Here is a 19,286-nt window from a genome sequence, read left to right as displayed (position 1 = left end):
AGTTTGGCCATGTCCGCATCCGTTTCCATGGCCGCAGCACTTGCCCTCCTCACCATGGCGGCCACCGATAGCCTGGCAAGGGTGATCGAAGCGCCGGAGCGCGGCGCGGTCAGGGCCGTGCTGATCGGCATCGACCTCTACCGCAACGTTCCGCCGTTGCATGGCGCTGTCGCCGATGCCGAAGACCTTTCCCTTTCGCTGCGCTCGGTCGGCGTCGAAGATATGACGCTGCTGAAGAATGGTGCGGCCGACCGCGAGGGCATCTTCCACGCGATCGAGGCCGTCACGGAACGGGCAGGGCCCGGTGACCTCGTCGTACTCGGCATCGCCGGCCACGGGTCGAGTGAGCCGGAGCGCGTCAAGGGCTCGAAACCGAGCGGCCGCGACGAGGTCTATGTGCTCGCCGGCTTCGACACCCGTCTTCCCGGATCACGGGAACGCATCTTCGGCGACGAATTCAAGGCGCTGATCCGCAATCTGGAGACCAAGGGCGCCGATGTCGTCTTCATCGCCGATACCTGCCATGCCGGCGGCATGACCCGCGACGTCGATCCGCGCGGCGCCGAGATCACATGGCGTCAAGCGCCGTCCTATACGATCGAGGAGGACGACCTCGCGCCGATTTCGACGACGGCGGATGCGCTGTCCACCGTCTTCGATTTCAAGCGGTTGACCTTTCTAGCCGCCGTCGACGAGAACACCAAGTCGCCCGAGATATCAATTCCAGGCATTCCGCAAAAACGCGGCGCGCTGAGCTATGCCACCGCTCGCGCTTTCGAAGGGGCGGCCGACCGCAACGGCGACGGCGCCGTCAGCCGCCGCGAGCTCTTCGAATATGTGCGCCAGGCGGTTTACCAGTTCACCGATCAGCGGCAGAACATCTTTACCGAAAGTCCGCCCGGAACCGATCTCGATCGTGCCGTCGTCTATAATTACCAAGGGGCGGGGGCGCAGGCGGCGACGGAGAAACCAAACGCTCCGCTGCCCGCCGAGCCCGCACCGATCAGCGTTGCCGCCCTCGGCTCCGAGCCGGTGCTGCAGGGGATTGCATCAGCCGTCACGCCGTTCAAGCTAACGCAGGGTGCTAATGCCGAACTCGTCTTCGATCCCGAAAAACGCGAGGCGATCGCCGGCGGCGATGTCGTCGCCTCCGCCATCGGCGCCGGCGACATGCCCTTCGTCGTCGACCGGATGGCCGCGCTCGATACCCTCAAGCGGCTGTCCGAGACAAACCCGCAGACCGTACGCGTGACGCCTTCCGACACCCTCCATCGTGAAGGCGAGCGGGTCGGCGTCACAGTTTCGGATTTATCAGGCCGCAAGCTCGTGCTCTTCGACGTCACCGGCGATGGAACCGTGCAGTTCCTCTATCCCAATGAGAAGGAGGTCGATGCTGCGATGTCTCAGACCTTCGATCTCGATCTTTCCGTCGTCGCACCTTTCGGCACGGACCTGCTCGTCGCCGTCACCTCTGAAACCCCGATGCCCGAACTTGTGGAATTCCTGAAGCAGAACGACAGGCGTCGCACCGCCGGCAATATCGCCAAACGCCTCGGCGAATTCCTGCCCGAGGGCGCACGTGTCGGATTTACGGTCCTCTATACCTCCGCCGGAGCCAAGCTATGAGCACGTCGATCAGCAGGGTCCTCACTATTGCGTCGGTCATGCTGCTTCTGGCTACTCCCGTGCTGGCGCAGCAGGACACCGATTTTGCCGGCGAGGATGGCGGACGTGTCATCGGCGGCCAGGCGGCCAAGAAGGGCGAATGGCCCTGGCAGGTGAAGATCCTGGCGCCCGATCCCGAACAGCGCGGCCGCTTCGGCGGCCATTGCGGCGGTTCGCTGATCGCACCGCGGTGGATATTGACGGCCGCCCATTGCGTCACCAGCGGCCGCTCCGGCAAGCAGGATCTCTTCGCCCGCGACCTGCTGATCGTCGAGGGCAAGTCGAAGATCGACAAGGTGATCGCGGTCGACGGGCCGGACAAGCCGGGGCTTGCCGTGGAAGACGTGATCATTCACGAAGATTTCGACCGCAAGGTCTTCGCCAATGACATCGCCCTGATCAAGCTGAGCGAGCCCGCCAAATCGAAGCCGGCGATCCTTGCCTCGGCCTCGGACGACGAGGTGGAGGCCGCCGGCCACCCGGCCGTCGTCACCGGCTGGGGTTACACCAAGGCCGATCACGGCTGGGACGACAAATATCTGCCGACCGAGCTGCAGGAAGTGGAACTGCCGATCGTCCCGCGCGAGGACTGCCGCGCCGCCTATCGCGACAGCTCGATGCGGATGAACCCGATCGATGAGCGCAATGTCTGCGCCGGTTACGCCGAAGGCGGCAAGGATGCCTGCCAGGGCGACAGCGGCGGGCCGCTCGTCGCCCAGCGTCCCGACAAGCGCTGGATCCAGCTCGGCATCGTCAGCTGGGGCGCCGGCTGCGCCGAGGCCGAGCATTACGGCGTCTATACCCGTGTGGCCGCCTTCCGCGACTGGATCGCCGCAAAGACCGACGGCGACGTGCCTGACGTTGAAGGGCCCGCTGCCGACGATCAGGTCGCGTCCACCACGACCAGTGGCGGCACGCAGCAGAGGCAGTCCGGACAGGAAGAAGCCAATCTCGCCATCACCACTCCGCCGGCTGGCGATACCGCGCCAGCCGCGACGACCGAAACGCCTGCTGCCGACACGCCCGCCAGCGATACCTTGCCGGCTGACAAGCCCGTCACCGACGAACCCGCCGTGCAGCCGCCGGTCGCCCAGATGCCGGTGATCGAAAGCTCGCCCGGCGATCGCGCACTGCTGATCGGCATCGACGAGTACGAGATGCGCGAGGCCAAACTGACCGGCTCCGCGACCGATGTGAAGGCGATGCAGGTCTTCCTCGTCAAGACGCTCGCCTATCGCCCGGAGCAGATTCATACGCTGACCAACCGCAAGGCGACCCGCGAAGCGATCCTGGCCGAGATCGACGACTGGCTGGTGCGCCAGTCGACACCCGGAAGCCGTGTCTTCCTCTATTTCAGCGGCCAGGGCTCGGAAGAAATGGGCGCCGATGAAACGACGAGCCCGACGCTGGTTGCAGTCGATGCCAAGCTGGTGCGCGAGGGCGGCAAGGTGACGGTCACCAACCAGATTCGCGAAACCGAGATCGCCGCACGGCTGAACAGCCTCAAGGACCGCCGTGTGACGCTGCTGATCGATGCCTGCCATGTCGGGCCCGGCAGCCGCAGCGCTGTGGCCGCACCCTCCGGCACCGTGCGTTGCCTCGGCCCGGCGCTGGCAGCGCTCGAACCGCCGAACAAATCAGGCAAGGAAGCAAAATTCTCCTTCGGCGGCGAAAGTGCGATGGTCTGGTCGGCAGTCAACGCAGGGCAGTGGGCGCTCGTCGACCGCGAGGCCAAGCCGCCGGTCGGCGTCTTCACCCGCCGCTTCATCGAAGGCGTGCAGGATGGCGTGGCACGCGCCGCCGACAAGCCGAATGTCAGCAATGCCGCCCTTCTCGATTATGTCCGGCGCAAATCGGACGAATATTGCCGGACGCATGCGGAGGATTGCCGCTTCACGCCGGTGCCGCAATTTTATGGCCAGCCGGATGCGCTCGGCCGGGATGTGATCACCGGTGAGGAGGCGAAGACGCCGGTCGCCGCCGTCGAAAACACGCTGAAGAGCGACAATGAGGCCGGCGTCGCCGTCGACGTGCTGCCCGGCACCGCGGTCAGCATCGGCGACAAGGTGGCGATGCGCGTCTCGACCAAAACGTCCGGTTACTTGATCCTGGTCGATATCGACGCCTCCGGCAAGCTGACGCAGCTTTACCCGAACAAGCGCTCGATGGGGCTGAAACCATCAGCCAAAAGCGGCGACAACCGGCTCGATCCGGCCCGGCCGGTCGTCGTGCCCGATGCGCGCAATCCCTATACCGGCTTCGAATATGTGGTGGAGGGGCCGGCTGGCGTCGGCATGGTCGTTGCCATCCTCAGCGACAAGCCGATCGAAGTGCTCGACCTGCCCGATGTGCCAACGCCGCTCGTCGGCCAGCGCGCCGCCTTCAACTATGTCTACGATCTCGCCCGAAGCCTCAGGATCGTCGGCGACGACGAAACCGGCGCCCAAGGCAAATGGTCGTTCGATTCCAAATTCTATCGCGTCCGCTGAACAGGAGCGAACCATGCCGAAATCCACTCTGCTGGCGGGTCTTGCCGCTTCCCTGATGGCGCTTGCCCCGGCCGCCCCTGCCGGCAACTCCGGCGACAGCAAGGCGATGCTTGCCGCGCAAACCGGGCTTGCCGCCGAACTGATCGACCGCAGCCTGGCAAAGGAGGGTGCTGCCAATATCATGGTGTCGCCGGCAAGCCTTGCCGCAGCACTCGGCCTTGCAAGCCTCGGCGCCTCCGATGCGGCCAAGGCCTCGATCGCCAAGGGCCTCGGCTTCGGCGGCGAGGTGAAGGGACCGGAAACGGCGTTCGAGGCGATGTCCCCGGAAAAGCCGGCAGCGGCGGATGCGCCTTTGGCGATGGCGGTCGCGATCGTCTTCGACGACAAGCTGGTGCTTGTTCCCGATGCGCTCTCGATGCTCGCCGGCCACCACATCAAACCCTCGATCGAGGATCTCGACGGACCGAAATCGGTCGAGCACATCAACGGTTGGGTCAAGGACGCCACCAGGGGCGCCATTCCGTCAATTCTCGACGCACCGCCCGGCGGCGGCTTCGTCAGCCTCGGCGCGCTCTCCTTCAAGGCGCGCTGGAAGACGTCGTTCGAGAAGGAGAGCCCGGCAAGCCCCTTTCAGCGGCCGGATGGCTCGACAATTTCGGTACCGATGATGCATCTTGCCGGCGATGGCCAAAAATTCCGCTCCGACGAGAAATTCACCGCCGTCGACCTTGCCTATGCCGGCGAGGGCTACAGCATGGTCGTGGTGGCGGCGCGCTCCGGCAAGGGTGTCGGCGGGGCGGACCTGAAGGCGCTCGCTTCCTGGCTGCAAGGGGAAAAATTTGAGGCCGCCAGGGGCGAAATCTTCCTGCCACGCTTTTCCCTGAACGACGGGCGTGATTTGATGCCGGTACTCAATGCGATGGGAGTGGCGCCCGAGAAGGCCAAGGATGCGGGGTTCCCGGGGTTCACCAAGGAAAACATCCGCTTGTCGCGCGTCCTGCAGAAGACGATGATCAAGGTTGACGAAAACGGTACGGAGGCGGCAGCGGCCACGGCTGTGGTCACGGAACGCAGCATCGATCCGAAGCTTGTTCGCGTGGTCGCCGATGCCCGTTTTGCCTTCGCGCTTCGCGACACAAAGACCGGCCTGCTGCTGGCCGCAGGCCTGATCGGTGATCCGCTTCTGGCGGGCGAATAGAATTCGGTTTCATGAATGCAATGAATGCAGGGGGACACGTGCATGAGAAGTGATCTGATCGCCCGCTACACGATCGGCGAACCGATCTATGAAAACGAATTCATCGTCTATCCCGCTCAGGACAAGCGGATGGACCATGCGGTCTTCATCGTCACGCCCGATGTGGCGTTGAAACTGGACAAGGCTCGTTTCGAGCGGGTCTGGACCTCAATCAACGAGGCCAAATCTCTGACGGCGCGGCGCTTCGTCGAAATCGAGGATCTCATTCCGCCGTCGCCGGAAGACGACAATTTCTATATCGTCGAGAAGCGGCCGTCGAAAACGCTGCACCAATATCTCGACGAAACGGAGATGGTGGCTTACGAGCGCGCCGTCGAGATCGGCCGCCACATCCTCGAAGGCCTGGCGACATTGCACGGCGCCGGTTACGCCCACAATGCCCTGACGGACCAATGCATCTATGTGTCGGAGGATTATTCCGGCCTGTCGGTCCGGATCGGCAACCTGCACCTGATCTCGAAGATCGGCGAGCACATCATCCCGCCCTATGTGCCGGAATTCGGCGCGCCGGAAATCTATGCGAGCGGCAGCTTCTCCGCCTCATCCGCGCTCGACATCTACGCCATGGGCATGATCGCCTATAAGCTTTTCCTGCCGCGGCAGACCTATGCCAGCGTCTTCGACAGCGTCATGGTCTGGGAGGACGAACACCAGCGCGAGCAGAGCTGGAAGAACATCCATCTCGACCCTTCCAACGTCTTTCCCCGCCTGGACGTGCTGGTTCCGGGTTTTCCCGAGGGGCTTGCAAGCCTTGTCGAAAGGATGCTGAGCCGCGACCCGGCCCAGCGACCGCGCATGGGCGCCGATGCGCTGGGCGAATTCGCGCGCGTCACGACCGGCATCCAGCCGATGTCGTGGGATCCGCGCGGCGGCATGCAACAGCAGCAGGAGGCGCCGAAACCGATAAAGTGGACGCTTGCCAAACTGTCGATGATCGGCGCGCTGCTCCTGATCTGCATCGGCGTCGGTGTCGTCACCATCCCGAAGCTGCTCCGCCCGGACCCAAAACTTGTCGCCGACGTCGGCACATGGAAGAAGGAGGCCGAAAGCCGCAAGCAGAAGGCGATCGCCGCCAAGGCGCCGGAGCGCGCTTCCGGTGATCAGGCAAAGCTCGCCTATGACACGGGCGCTGCGGCGCTGACATCGGCCGATGCGCTGCTCAAGGACGAAGACTATGAAAAGGCGCTTCCGGGCTTCCAGACGGCCGCCATCAATCTCGGCAACGCGCTGATCGGCATCTCCAAGGAGAATGCCGAGAAGGCGAAAGCTGCTGCTTCAGCCGCCGGCGGCGACAAGGCCCCAGGTTTTGCCGAGGCAGACACCAAGATGAAGACCGCCGCCGACGCGGCCACCGCCAAGCAGATGCATGCTGCGGTCGACGCCTACGACGCATCGAAAACAACATTCGACGATCTCGCCAAGGCGCTCACCGCGCTGGCGGCGGCCGAAAAGGACGCCGCGGCAAAGCGCGAAACGGTCGATCGCATCGGCGCCGGCGATAGCCCCGACGTCAAAAAGGCGAGCGGGCTGATGACCGAGGCCAAGACCAAGGCCGAGCAATGGCAGATGCCGGCCGCAACGTCAGGCTATGGCGACGCCGCCAAACTGTTCGACGCCGTCATCGCCGATGTCATGGCGGCAAAGGACGAGGCGACGGCGCTGAAGCAGAAAGTCGCCGATCTCAACGCCTCGATCGCCACCCGCGCCGGTGCGGCCGATCCGACGCTTGCGGCCCTCGCCCCGAAGATCGGCGAAGCCGACGGCCGCTACGCCGCGGAAGCCTATAAGCTCGCGGTCGTTGCCTACCAGCCGATCCTTGCCGATCTCGAGGCGCTGTCGGCACGCGGCTTCTGCCCGGTTTCGCAGACCCTTGCCTTCGAAACCGTCCCGGCCGGAAGCTATTCACTGGAGAACGTCCGGCTGATGACCTCCTCGATGAAGGAGCTCGGCGGCATGCTCGGCGTTGCCAATGGCGCCGTGAAGATCGACAAGTCCTTCTGCATGCAGACGAAGGCGGTCACCCGTGCCGAGATGGCGGAATATTACACCGCCAATTCCGACCCCGCCGCAGCAAAGGCCTATGCCGACAATCCGCAGCAGCCGGCCGACGACGTGCCGCTTGCCGTGGCGCAGAATTATACCGCCTGGCTGTCGAAGCAGCTGAACGACCCCGTCCACCTGCCGTCGGCGACGGAATGGATGGCAAGTGCGGCGAAGATCACTCCGGAAAAACTGCCCGACAATGGCGATATCATCCTGCAGTGGAGCGCCACCCCCTGCGAAGCCGGCGGCAACGTCGCCTTCATGGCGCAGGAGGGCTCGACCTTCGTCGTCTGCTCCGACGCGTCAGCCGGCGGCATCTTCCGGGTTACTGCAGAATTGCGGTGAGCGCGGCGAAAAATGGGACCGAATAGGGAAGTTTTGCGCGCCGTTTCTGCTTCATTTGGCAGCTCGCGTTCAAGCCGCATCATTCGACAAATTTCAATTCCAAATTTCAAAATACGCGCGTATATTGAACTGGGGACTGCAGTATCCGTGCCTTGAGGGGTCGAGGACAATGTGCTGGAACACATCATCAGCATTCACGCCGGTTGGGTTTGCCTTGCGAGGCCCGGCATCTCGCAAGATCGTATGGACGCTGGGCGACGCGGCGCGTCTCCTGATCAACGACTGGCCTTGCGATGACGGCGAGGAATATGTGGCTGCCGTCAAAGCCTGCGTCGACGCATTGAGCGGGAAGATTGCCCCGGAACAATTCCGGGAAGCGCTTCTGCGTGCGGCCGACGAGGCCGGTATCGCTACTCTATCGCTCGTCCGGCAGGGAATTGGAGAGCGACGACCGGACCTTCCCCCAATGATGCCAACATAGGCCTTGTTCCCAGGGTACCCGCCTATCGACGTTACATTTGCGCCAGGAGCAGTCTTGGGCTCGGCGTGAAGGAACGACGGCCCTTACTTGACCGTGATGGCAATGCCGCTGAGATCGGCGTTGACTTGCAGGCCTACCTGCTTGCCTGAGAGCTCGAGTTGGGCGCCCTTGTCATTGGTCATGACAATTACCTGTGCCCCTTTGCCGACCGCGCCGCCACCGCCCGCCGCACCGTAGACCCCCGTCACATCCCGGGCGCGGCGAATGTGGCGAACGGCACCATGAAAATAGGTCTTAGAAGCCCCGAAAGCGAGGCCGCCCGAAATGCCGCCGACAGAGATGGGATAGTGGCGACCATGGAAGGTCAGCGTGCCCTCGCCTCCAGAACCACCCACAAAGAAGGCAGCCTTGTAGACTGAGAAGTTGATCGTGCCGCTGTCGGCATGCGCGGAGCCGGCAAAGCTGATTGCTGCTGCAGCGATAACCGCAGCCGCGACTGAACGAAATCCGGATGAAATCTTCATGATGCGAGTCTCCTCAAAATCGAGGCTTACCCAGCCAGGAGGGAACGTAAGCGCCATGCCAAAGTCACTGCTGAAACAGTCTCGCTCGTCATTAGTTCCAAACACGCGGCCAGAATCCGGCTGCGAAAAGGCCGTCACAAAGCGAGGCGGATGGCAAACATAGTCTCGGTGGCAGGGCCGGTGGCAGCTAAGGCTTCGCTGACACAGGATTGCCTGCACGAACCCACAACCTTTGACCGCGTTGAGCATTCTTGAACAAGTACCTCTCCAAATGAAGCGCGCCAGCATCAAGCTCGTCTGCCCCTTCTGGCAACAGCATTCATTCTATGCAAAAAGGGAGGCACCAGTTGCATCTGAGTCTGGAGTTATTTGTCGAGAGCCCTGAAAAATCGCTTGATTTCTATCGGCGGGTTCTGGGCTTTGAAGTCCAGGGCTCGCCAGGCACCGAATACACGATGTTGAAAAACGGTGACGCGGTGATCGCGATCAATTCGCGTAGCGTCCTTTCGACCGATCATCCGCTACGGATCGATACCGGCCAGAGAGCTGGCCTCGGCGTCGAGATCGTCTTGAAGGTCGCTGACGTTGAGGGTGTCTATCGCACGGCAAAAGAGAGCGGCTGGCCGGTCTCCGATCTTGCTCTACAGCCTTGGGGGCTGCATGATTTTCGTCTTGTCGATCCTGACGGCTATTATGTCAGAGTGACCAGTCGTCATCCGAGCTGATGTCCAGGCGTTTGAACAGTGGTTCATCCATCGGCGGCTCCAATTTTCTTCGACAGTCTAGACACACGGTTGGCTCCGACCTTGCGATAAGGGTCATCGCGCAGCGGTGGCAGGACTGGCAATCACCGTCTAGCGACCGGCTTCACCGCAGCCCGCCGCTGCAGCGCGAAGCGCGCCGCCGAGCAGTTGATGTCGGGGACGAGATCGTAGGTCTGCTGGTAGAGGCTCTGCGCCAGCGTGTTGTTGCCGCGGTTTTCCGAGGCAAGGGCTGCAAGGGCGGTGCGTTTGTAAGCCTCGACGATCGGCTGGGCGGCCTTTGCCAGCGCGGCGTCGTCAGACGGTTCGGCTGCCAGCGAAAGGGCGGCATAGGTTGCCTCGCCGTCCCTACCGACGCGGCCGCCGACGGCCCCGTTGAAACTTTGCTCGGAAACCTCACGCATGCGGCGGGCATTCTTGATGCATGTCGGAATGCGGGCCGCTTCGGCATTGATGCGCTCGGCCGTCGGGCCAGTTTCCGCGCTGCTGCCGCCGGACAGGATCACGTAGCCGATGATGCCGACGATGGCGAGATAGACGACCCCCATGCCGGCCAGGAAGGCCGGCTGTTTGAGGAGCGATTTTTTCGGCCTGCCATCACTTGCCTTGGAGGTCTGCTTCTTCGGTGCTTCCTTGGCGGCGGCCTTGACGACGAATTGGAATTCGACGTCCTTGCCGAGACGGAAGCTGTCGCCTGATTTCAGCGAGGCCGTCTGCAACAGCGCTTCGCCGCGCAGCATGATCGGGTTCAGCCCCATGCGGCGAATGATGAAGCCGCCATCGCTCTGCCGCTCGATACGCGCATGGATCGGCCCCAGAAACGGATCGTCGACGACGATATCGGCATTAGCCGCCCGGCCGATCGACATTTCCGGCCGGTCGAGCACATGGCTGCGGCTCTGGCCGCCGGGACCGGTCTGCAGAAGGCTTGGTTTGTTTCCGCGAAAGAAGGAAAAAAAGGCCATGATCAGAACATCCCACTCGACATCATCTCGACAATTGCAGGCGCCAGCACCAGAAGCAGGATCGACACGACGATCATCATCGCCGGCATGACGATCTTGGCCTTCAGCTTTTCACTGGCCCTGTCGGCCTTTTCCCAGCGGCGGAAGCGCAGGTCGCGCGCATGTTCGCGCAACAGCTCGACACGGTTGCTGCCCTCGACTTCGCCCTGGATCACGGCGCGGATGACGCGGATGACCTCCTCGGCGGTCATGCGGCGCTCCAGCCGCTGCAACGCCTCGATCATGCCGGTGCCGAGCGCCACGTCCTTCAGCGTCTGTTCGATTTCCTCGCTCATGACGGTGCCGGGTGCGGCCTCGGCATAGAGCCTCAGGCTTTCTGGCAAGGTCGCCTGCGCCTGCTGCGTCATGACGACGAGATCGAGGAAGTAGGGGAATTCGCGCGAAATGCGTTCCTTGCGGTCCTGCGCCTTGTCGTCGGCGACGACCCAGAAATAGATGGCGGGGATCAGGCCGAGGATCAGCCCGGCCACCAGCCCGCCGATCACGCTGCCGCTGGCGATGCCGAACAGCAGGCCGAGCACGACGAAACCGAAGAGGCTTAAGACCACGAGAAGCGCGATATATTCCCGCCCCGTGACGCCGCCGAACGGCCGACCGGCATAGATCAGCTTCTGCTCGAGTTGCGCGCCGTAATCGGCCAGGAGCGGCTCGAAATGCGTCAGCACGAATTCGACCGGGGTGCGCATGCCGATGCTGTCGACGATATTGGGTGGCGGGCCATCGCCGCCGGCGGACCGGCGCACCACGTGAATGCTGCCGAGCAGATCGCCGATCCACCAGACGAACAGCGCAGCGGTGATCCCGGCAAAGACGACGGCAATCGGGGCGAGGGGTATCTGAGATATCATACCGACACCTTCATCATCGAGCGCATCCAGAAGAAACCGGTGGCATAGAGAATGGCGCCGACGATCGCGATGACGATGCCGATGGCGTTGCCGAACACCTTGTCGATCAGTTCAGGCTGGCCGAAGAAGATCATCAGGATCATGAACAGCGCACCGCCGTTGACGACGCGGAAATTCATCCGCGCCTGCGACGACGAGGTCGTGATCTTCTGATCGAGCTTCCAGATTTCCTTGAATGATTTCGACATTTCGGTCAGCGGTTCGGAAATGTCGCCGCCTTGGCGGGCAAAGAGGCCGAGGGCCGCATCGACCATCTTGAAATGCAGGCTCGGCACGTTGCGGCCGTGGCGGTCGAGCGCCTCGACCAGGCCGATGCCGAGCTTCTGTTCGCGGGCGATCCGCTCGAACTCGCGCGAGGCCGGCATCTGGCCGGTATCGGCCACCGCATTGACGGCGATGGCGAGCGGCTTGCCGGTGCGCACCGCCGAGACGATCTGGTCGACGGCGTAGGGAAGCTGCGATTCGATCTGCAGCCAGCGACGCTGCAGAAAATATCGGATCACGCCCTTGGGGAGGAAGATCGCGACGGGAATTGCGACGATGAAACCGAAGATCGGCCCGAAGATCAGTGAGATCACCACGAAGACGACGATCGCCGTGATGCCGTAGGCGAGGATCATCGTATAGGGCGGAACGGCATCGCGCCCGAAGACCTGTGCTGCCTCGCTGGCGAGCGCAATGTCACGTTCGGTGGCGCGCAGCAACGGCGCCGGCCAGCGCACCGGCGCGCCCCAGACGAGCAGTCCCACTGTGACCGCGCCGAGGGCGACCGTAAAAATCTGCAGAATGCTGATATCCATGGCTTCCCCCTCAGAGCAATTCCAGGAAAAGTGCGAAGCGGTTTCCGTCCTGAATTGCGTAAAAACAAAAGCCTAGAGCGGTTCTGGAACCGCACTAGACGAACATGTCCAGTTTTTCGATCTCGCCGTCGTCGTTGAACTCGACGAGCTCGGCGACGAAGCTCGGCAGGTAGCCGGTGAAGGCATGCACGGCTTGGCCGCCGGCGCGGCCGACGAGATTGAAGATCGGCTCGACAATGATGAGGCCGGTATCCGGATCGATGCCGATTACCTCCGATATCTCGGTGACGGCGCGCCGGCCGTTCGCCAGGCGGTTGAGCTGCACGACGAGCTCGACGGCGGCAACGATCTGCTGGCGGATCGCCATGACAGGCAGCGAGCTCTGCCCCTGCAGCACCATCACTTCCAGGCGGGTCATCATGTCCTGCGGTGTGTTGGCATGCGCCGTTGTCATCGAGCCGGCATGGCCGGTGTTCATCGCCTGCAGCATGTCGATCGCCTCCGCACCACGGCACTCGCCGACGATGATGCGGTCGGGACGCATGCGCAGCGCGTTTCGCACGAGGTCGCGGATGGTGACGCTGGTCTCGGACTCCGCCGTCTTCGGCCGCGATTGCAGATAGACGACGTGGATCCCATCGAGCTGCAGTTCCGACGTGTCCTCGACGGCAACGACGCGCTCGCCGACCGGGATGAACTGAGACAGGCTGTTCAAGAGCGTCGTCTTGCCGGAGCCTGTGCCGCCTGAGACGACGATGTTCTTGCGCGAGCGGACGGCTGCCTCGAGGAAGGCACGCATCGGCTCGCTGAGCGCGCCGGCGGTCACCAGCTTGCTGATATCGAGCCGCGACTTGCCGCCGAACTTGCGGATGGTCAGGCAAGCGCCCTTGACCGCCAGCGGCGGAATGACGGCGTTGACGCGCGAGCCGTCCGGCATGCGGAAGTCGGCCATCGCCTCGCTTTCGTTGATCGAGCGGTTGGAATCGACGGCGATGCGCTCGATCACCTTCATCAACTGCCGCTCGTTGGCGAAGGCGAAGGGGTAGCGCTCCAGCAGGCCGAATTTCTCGACGTAGATCTCGTCGTAGCGCGTCACCATGATTTCCGAGATGACATCGAGATCCATCAGTTCGGAGATCGTCCCCCAGCGATACATCAGCTCCTCGATATTGGAGCGCAGGTGCATATGGGCGATCTCGTAGCGGTCGCCGGCGTTGAATAGAGCCTGCCGGGACTGGAAAGCGGCGCTGAACCGCGTGTCGAGCTGGGCGAAGTCCGAGCGGGTGGATTCGAAGTTCAGCTTGAGCTGCAGGGCCGAAATCAGCGCCTTGCCGACATCGAACAGGCGGCGATTGTCCTGCTCCTCACGCGAGAGGCTTGCGGCATTCGACGAGGCGTCACGCCGCCCCGTCCGGGCGATGCGTTTTGCCAGCCACCGATAGACGGCGTTCTTGATGACGAGGATGACGAGATCCTGCGGCGCGCCGTCGAGCGCCTCCTTGATGAACATGTCGAGACGCTCACGGATACGGGTGCGCGTCTCCTCGCGGCCGAAATCGGAGGATTTTACCAGCCGGTCATACTGCGTGTCCTTCAGCAGGCGCTCGTGAATTTCCATCTGCAAGGCGAGCACGCGTTCCTGATCGGGAAACTGCGTGACCGCTACGGGGGCGGCGGCCGGCTCGACGAGCTCGATCGTGACGTTCGGCACCCAGATCGACATGCCGGCCGAAACCGCAACCGGCGTGCCGGCTCGAAGCGGCTGATCGTCGACGCGCGTCGGGTTGCGGCCGTGATGCTGCACCGACCAGCCCTGGCCCGATTTCCGCAGCACGAATTGCGGCGAAGAGACATGGCTGCCGCGCAGCCGCACGACGCCCGCGCCAGCGGGCAACGTCAGCGTGCTGCTTTCGCCGACGAAATAGGTCTCGTTCGCCGAGAGCGGGATCACCTCCCGGCCGCTGCCGTCCTCATAGGAAATCTTCAACAGCATGGCTCATTCCCCCGCGACGGTCACATCCGCGTCCAGTTGATGCTCGGCAGGTCCTCGACGGTATTGTCGGCCGGATTGCGCAGCACGAGATTGAGGCTGCCGTTCGACTGGCCCATCGCAAAGATCAGCATTTCGGCTTCCGACGGCGTCACTTCGACGGTCACATTGTTGTAAGTGCTGTTGGCCTTGGTGACTGCACCCTCCGCCGTCGTCGCCGCGCCGACGGCCAGCACTTTGACATTCTGCAGGAAGGTGCGGGTGACGACGCGGGTGCGCGAGCTGATGCCGAGTTTATAGTCCTGCGCCTGTTTGCGGTAAGCGTTGACATCGTTCTCGTCGGCGCCCGGATACTGGGTGAGATAGTTCTTCAGCATCTGCTCGACCGGTGACTGCGGCTGGGCTGGAGCCTGCGGCTGTCCGGCTACGGCCGGCGCCTGGCCAGGAACGGTGGGCTGACCTGGCACGGGAGCGGGCTGGCCAGGGGCTCCCGGCTGGGCTGCTGCGGCCGGCGCCACGGGCTCGACCGGTTCGTCGACCGTGCCGAGGATATCGACATAGCTGCCCGGCTCGACGAAATGGCCGACTGCCGAGGCGGCGTTGACGGGAAGGGTCAGTGCCCGCTTGCCGGGTGCGATCATCGTCGTCAGGCGTCCGCCGTCGTTATCGTCGAAATACTGGAAGAGCAGCACCGAGCCGGCCGGAATGTCGGCGGCGGCCGTCCTGTCCTTCAACCATTCCTGATAGGCGCTGGCCGCGGGAACCGCGAGCTTGGCGAGCGCCCCGAAGCTTTCCGGCAGCATCACCGGTTCGGCGAGCATGTCGGGCGTGATCGCCTGACCTCGCGTCACCTTCCTGTCGGGCTGGAGCCGCATGAAGGCATAGGCCACCTGCTCGTTCTTGACGCTCTCGGTCCAGAAGTAGAGCAGAACGCCGGTGATGAGCCCGACGATGACGGCCGCGATGAGCTTCCAGTTCATGGTGTTGTTCCTTCGACGAAGGGTTGCCTGATTTGGATGACTTCGACGGTCCGGCCGTCGGTTTTACTGCGGGTGTACAAGACATTGGCCTCGACGCTGCCGCGCCGGCCATAAAGTGCTGTGACCCCGCCGTGCTGCGCCGGCGGCGTCTCGATGGTGAAGCCGTCGCGGGCGAGAAGATCGGCGCGCTGATCCGACCAGCGGGTGGCCGACAACGTGCCTTTAGACACGACCGTACGCGACGTGTGGCCCGTGTCGCGATCGCCGATATCGCTCAGCACCTCGACACCGGCCGGCGGACGCAGCGACATCGGCAGCTTGCTGACATCGGCCGCAGCCGCGAAGGCCGGCAGCGTCGCCGCGACATCCTCGAAGCGGCTCATCAGCACCTCGGTCCTCGGCGCGTCGGCGGGACGGCGGATCATGATCGAGACGCCGGGGATCGGCGCCCTTGCCGAGGGATTGGCCGGATCCTGGCGTCTGAGATAGTCGAGGGCCGCCTCGCCGTCGCCGTCGAAGAACCGCACCACCACGGCAAGATCGTCGCGGATGCGGCTCATCTTCGGGACGATCAGCATGTTGGCGGCGATGACGTCAGTCAGTTCTTGCCTGTCATTGCTTTTCGGCATGGCGGGCCTTGTATTGACGGCCAGCACCCGCAGCCATTCGTCGGTGATATCGGAAATGCTGCGATCGCTCTGATAGGGCGTGAATTCAAGCGGCTGGCCGTTGATGACGAGATCGCGCGGCGCCCGTTCCGGCGCGCCGACAATTCCGGCCAGCATCGAATTCAGCGTCACCCTCAAATCCTTGTAGATCTCGGCGCGGCCTGGTGTGGCCATGGCGGCGGCGAGCCCGATGACGAGCGCCAAACCGGTGAGATGGCCGAGGGGATGATGGGAGATGCGCGAGCCCTGTCTCATCTTATTTCGCTCCCGGAAAGACGCCGTCGAACAGATCGCCGGAATCGTCGGCGACATCGCGGATTTCGCGGCGGAGCGTCGGATCGTAGCCGTGGCTCGTGGTGTCATTGTTGTGCGAGGCAAACAGCGTCGAATCGTCCACCGTGAACGCATCCTTCCAGCGGAGGCTCCTGATCGTATCGAGATCGTCGGAATCCCTGAACTTGTAGACGCGGTCGGCTGTCGCGGTGACCAGTTGCGGCTTCTCATTGGCGAGGTCACCGACCATGTCGCCGAAGTCGCGGCCGTCGCTCTTCAAGGTATTTTGAACATCGTCCCAGACAAAGGTGCGCTGCGGGTCGCCATCGCCTTCATGCGATGGTGTGCGCGAGCAGTTGATGGCGTCGCCCCCGGGCACTGCCGGCAGAGCCGGGATCGGGACGACATTCGAGAAATCCGACGTGCAGTCCAGCCCATTTGCCTCGGCGAAGGCGGCGTTGCGCATCGCAAGCATGGTTCCGACCTTCTTGGTGGAAATCTTGTTCGCGTGGATGACGAAAATCACGATCAGCAAGATAACAGGCGCGGCGAGCACAAATTCGATCGAGGCCAGACCGCGCCTGTCGCGGTGCAGCCGCATCAGCAGCCCGCGGCCAGCAGGACCGCCCATAGGCTCAGTGTGTGTTGACGGCAGCCCAGGCATTGGCTCCTCCTCGATCGAAGACGCGGGTCAAGCCGGTAAAGCTGTCAGCCGCCGGGCTCTGCTTGATGGTGTTGGAAACCTCACCGATATCGTCGGCAAGCGTGGCGGGCGCAAGCGATGCCAGCCAGTCCTGAGTGTAGAGATCGAAGGCCGTGTAATTGTGGACCCAGCTCTGCGCGAGCGCGTAGGCGGACGGTGTCTTGTCCTTGAAGATGCGGATCTGCAGCCTGGCGCGCGGGGCGCGGGAAACGATCGCCAGCGTCTGGTAGTCGTCGAGCTGCTCGCCTCCAAAAGGCGTGAAGTTGAAGGGGATGCGTCCTTTCAGCCAGTAAGGCTTCGGGAAGGAGATGACGGGCAGGGGAGCACCCGCCACGGAAATCGCGCCACCGGCTGGGCCGCAGACCTGGTTCCAGATCATGTCGAACTTGCGGGTGAAATCGTTCTCGTCCTTCGTCTGGGCATCGGAATAGCGCGGCGGCACGTCGATCGGTAGCTGGAAGGGGTTGGTGATGCCGAAGCCAACGCCGAAGACCTTGTCCGCCAGCCAGAAGCTGACATCGAGCGCTGCTTCCTCCAGCCAGCTCAGATCGCCGGCATATTGCTCGACGATCGCCTTGAACGGAACCTTGCTGAGATAGGCCGGGCCGAAGGCTTCGTAGAAGATGTAGAACTCCACCAGCGCATCGTCGACGCCGCTTTCGTGGTTGACCCAGTCTCGGATATGGCTGCCATCAACTCCGCCTGCCGTTAGCGGGCCCTTGCCGTTGGGGAACCCACGATTGGCAAACTCGCCGCGCATCAGAAACGGGTCCTGTCCCTGGGTGCCGTTGGCCATCGCAAGGCACATTTCAGCATAGGCCGAGGCGGGATTGATGCCGTCACGATCGACCGGCAGGTTACCGCCGGCGCCCTCTCCGGCGTCGTTGCAGGACTCACACGGCGGATGAAAGACGACGTGATCCGACTTGTTCAAGCGCACCAGATGCAGGGCTTCGTTGCTGACGCGCTGCGGAAAGCTTTCGACGAGGTAGTCGTTCAGTTCGTTCATCGCATCGATGATGTCGCTGGACTTCTCGATGAGGCCCAAAGGATTGTATTTGACTTGCGCCGCCACCGTATATCCGATCGCCTTGGCCGCTTCCAACGCCCGGAACCCCTGGAACGCCAGGCAAGCCCCATAGATGATGCCACCGACGATCGGGACTTTTTGCCAGCCGGGGCAATATGGCATTGGCGGAAGCGGAGGCAGCAGGGACGCTGGCCCGAAGCCTTCCGTGAACGAATATTCGGCGAGTTTCGCCAGAATGACACCCGAGCGCAGGGCAAGTTCCGCCGTCGTCAGCTGAAAGGCGACCGACGTCGCCATGACAACGGTTGCCTGCGACGAGGCAACATTGTTCATCGCCATGATGTTGAGATAGCGCGCCTCCCAGTCGGCATGGACGAGAGCGGCGGCATCGGCCGTGTCCTGGGTGCGCTGCTTGTCGTAGATCATCTGTCCCGTATTCAGGATCCAGACGATCATCAGGGCAAGCGCGATCGTCATATAGAGGATGATCGGCGACAGGAAGCCGCGTTCGTCGCGGTGCAGGCGTTTGATGAGGGCCGGTGTCATAGCAGGTTCACCTCCGCCGTCGAGATCGTATAGTAGCGGCCGTCCTTCCTCTGACCGCGGGCAAAAACCCAGCCGGCATATTCGAGCAGCAGGAAGCGCGCTTCCACCTTGGCGGTGACCGGCACATGCGGCGAGCGGTTGATGGCGGCATAGAGCGCCATCGGCGCGCGGTCGACGGTCACCGTGACGTTCTGCGGATCGAACATGTAGCGGGCCTGGTTGCGCATCGCCCGCCAGTTCTTCGAAAGACCCGAGGCATCGGCAAGGCTTTTCAGCGCCTCTTCCGGCGGCTGGCAGGCGCCGACGCATTTCAGCTGGTCGTAGGGTGCGGCCGGGATCAGCGCCAGGCGGGCGGCAAGATCGGCCTTGCCGGCGGCGGCATCGTTATCGCAGGTCTTGACGTCGATGATGCTCCGGATGGTGATCGGCAGGGGCGGGCAGAAATAGACGCGGGCGCTGCGCGCCGCCGCATAGGCGGCATAGTGGGTGAAGAGGTGGTTCTTGGCCAGGATCGTGAACTGGAAGACCACGAACATGAAGAAGACGAAGACCGGTGTCACAAGAACGAAATCCATCATCGTCGTGCTGCCGGAGGTATCGCCGTGCAGCTCCGATATCCGGCGCCGGCGGGCGGAAAGCCGCGGCAGCAGCAGCATCGAGGCAAGCAGCATCATGGCGATCGCAAAGGTACCGAAGAGCGCGCCGTGATCCTCTGGGATCCAGAAGGTCCGTGAGTGCAGGATCGAACTCCAGAAGGCGCCGTCGAAGATGGGGCGTTCGAGTTCCGCGCGCATTGC

16 protein-coding genes are annotated in these 19,286 nt (G+C 63.1%); 6 read left to right on the top strand and 10 right to left on the bottom strand.

The window, feature by feature from the left end:
* Positions 1 to 9: 9 nt before the first annotated feature.
* The 5 genes from N1937_RS31210 to N1937_RS31190 all read left to right on the top strand — a co-directional run bounded on the left by N1937_RS31210 (position 10) and on the right by N1937_RS31190 (position 8,281).
* Entirely contained in the window at positions 10 to 1,626 is a 1,617-nt protein-coding gene (locus N1937_RS31210) for a caspase family protein (RefSeq protein ID WP_170277566.1), read from the top strand.
* The gene (locus N1937_RS31205) at positions 1,623 to 4,154 is read left to right on the top strand and encodes a trypsin-like serine protease (RefSeq protein WP_260060321.1); all 2,532 of its coding nucleotides are present in this window, start codon (positions 1,623 to 1,625) and stop codon (positions 4,152 to 4,154) included. Before N1937_RS31210 ends, N1937_RS31205 begins: the two co-directional genes overlap by 4 nt.
* A 13-nt stretch (positions 4,155 to 4,167) precedes the next feature.
* Positions 4,168 to 5,352: a serpin family protein gene (locus tag N1937_RS31200; protein ID WP_260060320.1), complete on the top strand. Its 1,185-nt coding sequence runs from the start codon at positions 4,168 to 4,170 to the stop codon at positions 5,350 to 5,352.
* Between the two features lie 42 nt (positions 5,353 to 5,394).
* Complete coding sequence (locus N1937_RS31195) at positions 5,395 to 7,800, top strand: protein kinase domain-containing protein (RefSeq protein WP_260060319.1); 2,406 nt, start codon at positions 5,395 to 5,397, stop codon at positions 7,798 to 7,800.
* A gap of 169 nt (positions 7,801 to 7,969) precedes the next feature.
* Positions 7,970 to 8,281 carry a DUF982 domain-containing protein gene (locus N1937_RS31190; RefSeq protein WP_260060318.1) on the top strand — a complete coding sequence of 104 codons (312 nt, stop codon included), beginning with the start codon at positions 7,970 to 7,972 and terminating at the stop codon, positions 8,279 to 8,281.
* 83 nt (positions 8,282 to 8,364) lie between these two features.
* On the opposite strand, the gene N1937_RS31185 is transcribed toward N1937_RS31190, so the two are convergent.
* The gene (locus N1937_RS31185) at positions 8,365 to 8,805 is read right to left on the bottom strand and encodes a hypothetical protein (protein ID WP_260060317.1); all 441 of its coding nucleotides are present in this window, start codon (positions 8,803 to 8,805) and stop codon (positions 8,365 to 8,367) included.
* A gap of 347 nt (positions 8,806 to 9,152) precedes the next feature.
* On the opposite strand from N1937_RS31185, the gene N1937_RS31180 reads away from it, so the two are divergent.
* Entirely contained in the window at positions 9,153 to 9,530 is a 378-nt protein-coding gene (locus N1937_RS31180; RefSeq protein WP_260060316.1) for a VOC family protein, read from the top strand.
* A 122-nt stretch (positions 9,531 to 9,652) separates the two neighbouring features.
* On the opposite strand, the gene N1937_RS31175 is transcribed toward N1937_RS31180, so the two are convergent.
* The 9 genes from N1937_RS31175 to N1937_RS31135 form a co-directional block, all read right to left on the bottom strand.
* Positions 9,653 to 10,531 carry an FHA domain-containing protein gene (locus N1937_RS31175; RefSeq protein WP_260060315.1) on the bottom strand — a complete coding sequence of 293 codons (879 nt, stop codon included), beginning with the start codon at positions 10,529 to 10,531 and terminating at the stop codon, positions 9,653 to 9,655.
* Between the two features lie 2 nt (positions 10,532 to 10,533).
* Positions 10,534 to 11,439 carry a type II secretion system F family protein gene (locus N1937_RS31170; RefSeq protein ID WP_170261532.1) on the bottom strand — a complete coding sequence of 302 codons (906 nt, stop codon included), beginning with the start codon at positions 11,437 to 11,439 and terminating at the stop codon, positions 10,534 to 10,536.
* Positions 11,436 to 12,299 (bottom strand): type II secretion system F family protein, encoded by an 864-nt coding sequence (locus N1937_RS31165; protein ID WP_170261533.1) that lies wholly within the window; start codon positions 12,297 to 12,299, stop codon positions 11,436 to 11,438. Before N1937_RS31165 ends, N1937_RS31170 begins: the two co-directional genes overlap by 4 nt.
* 94 nt (positions 12,300 to 12,393) lie before the next feature.
* On the bottom strand, positions 12,394 to 14,292 hold the full coding sequence (locus N1937_RS31160) for an ATPase, T2SS/T4P/T4SS family (RefSeq protein WP_222280322.1): 1,899 nt from the start codon (positions 14,290 to 14,292) through the stop codon (positions 12,394 to 12,396).
* A gap of 20 nt (positions 14,293 to 14,312) precedes the next feature.
* Entirely contained in the window at positions 14,313 to 15,269 is a 957-nt protein-coding gene (gene cpaB / locus N1937_RS31155) for a Flp pilus assembly protein CpaB (RefSeq protein WP_260060314.1), read from the bottom strand.
* Complete coding sequence (locus tag N1937_RS31150; RefSeq protein WP_260060313.1) at positions 15,266 to 16,192, bottom strand: hypothetical protein; 927 nt, start codon at positions 16,190 to 16,192, stop codon at positions 15,266 to 15,268. The genes cpaB and N1937_RS31150 overlap by 4 nt, the downstream gene beginning before the upstream one ends.
* 1 nt (position 16,193) lies before the next feature.
* Entirely contained in the window at positions 16,194 to 16,874 is a 681-nt protein-coding gene (locus N1937_RS31145; RefSeq protein ID WP_162115119.1) for a TadE/TadG family type IV pilus assembly protein, read from the bottom strand.
* Positions 16,846 to 18,489 carry a TadE/TadG family type IV pilus assembly protein gene (locus tag N1937_RS31140; RefSeq protein ID WP_260060312.1) on the bottom strand — a complete coding sequence of 548 codons (1,644 nt, stop codon included), beginning with the start codon at positions 18,487 to 18,489 and terminating at the stop codon, positions 16,846 to 16,848. Before N1937_RS31140 ends, N1937_RS31145 begins: the two co-directional genes overlap by 29 nt.
* On the bottom strand, positions 18,486 to 19,283 hold the full coding sequence (locus N1937_RS31135; RefSeq protein WP_162115117.1) for a TadE/TadG family type IV pilus assembly protein: 798 nt from the start codon (positions 19,281 to 19,283) through the stop codon (positions 18,486 to 18,488). The genes N1937_RS31140 and N1937_RS31135 overlap by 4 nt, the downstream gene beginning before the upstream one ends.
* Between the last annotated feature and the right edge of the window lie 3 nt (positions 19,284 to 19,286).

The organism is Rhizobium sp. WSM4643 (assembly GCF_025152745.1).
In the GTDB taxonomy this organism is placed as follows: Bacteria; Pseudomonadota; Alphaproteobacteria; order Rhizobiales; family Rhizobiaceae; genus Rhizobium; species Rhizobium leguminosarum_I.
Note: the sequence above shows the minus strand (reverse complement) of the source record. Positions and strands in the feature narration are given on the sequence as shown.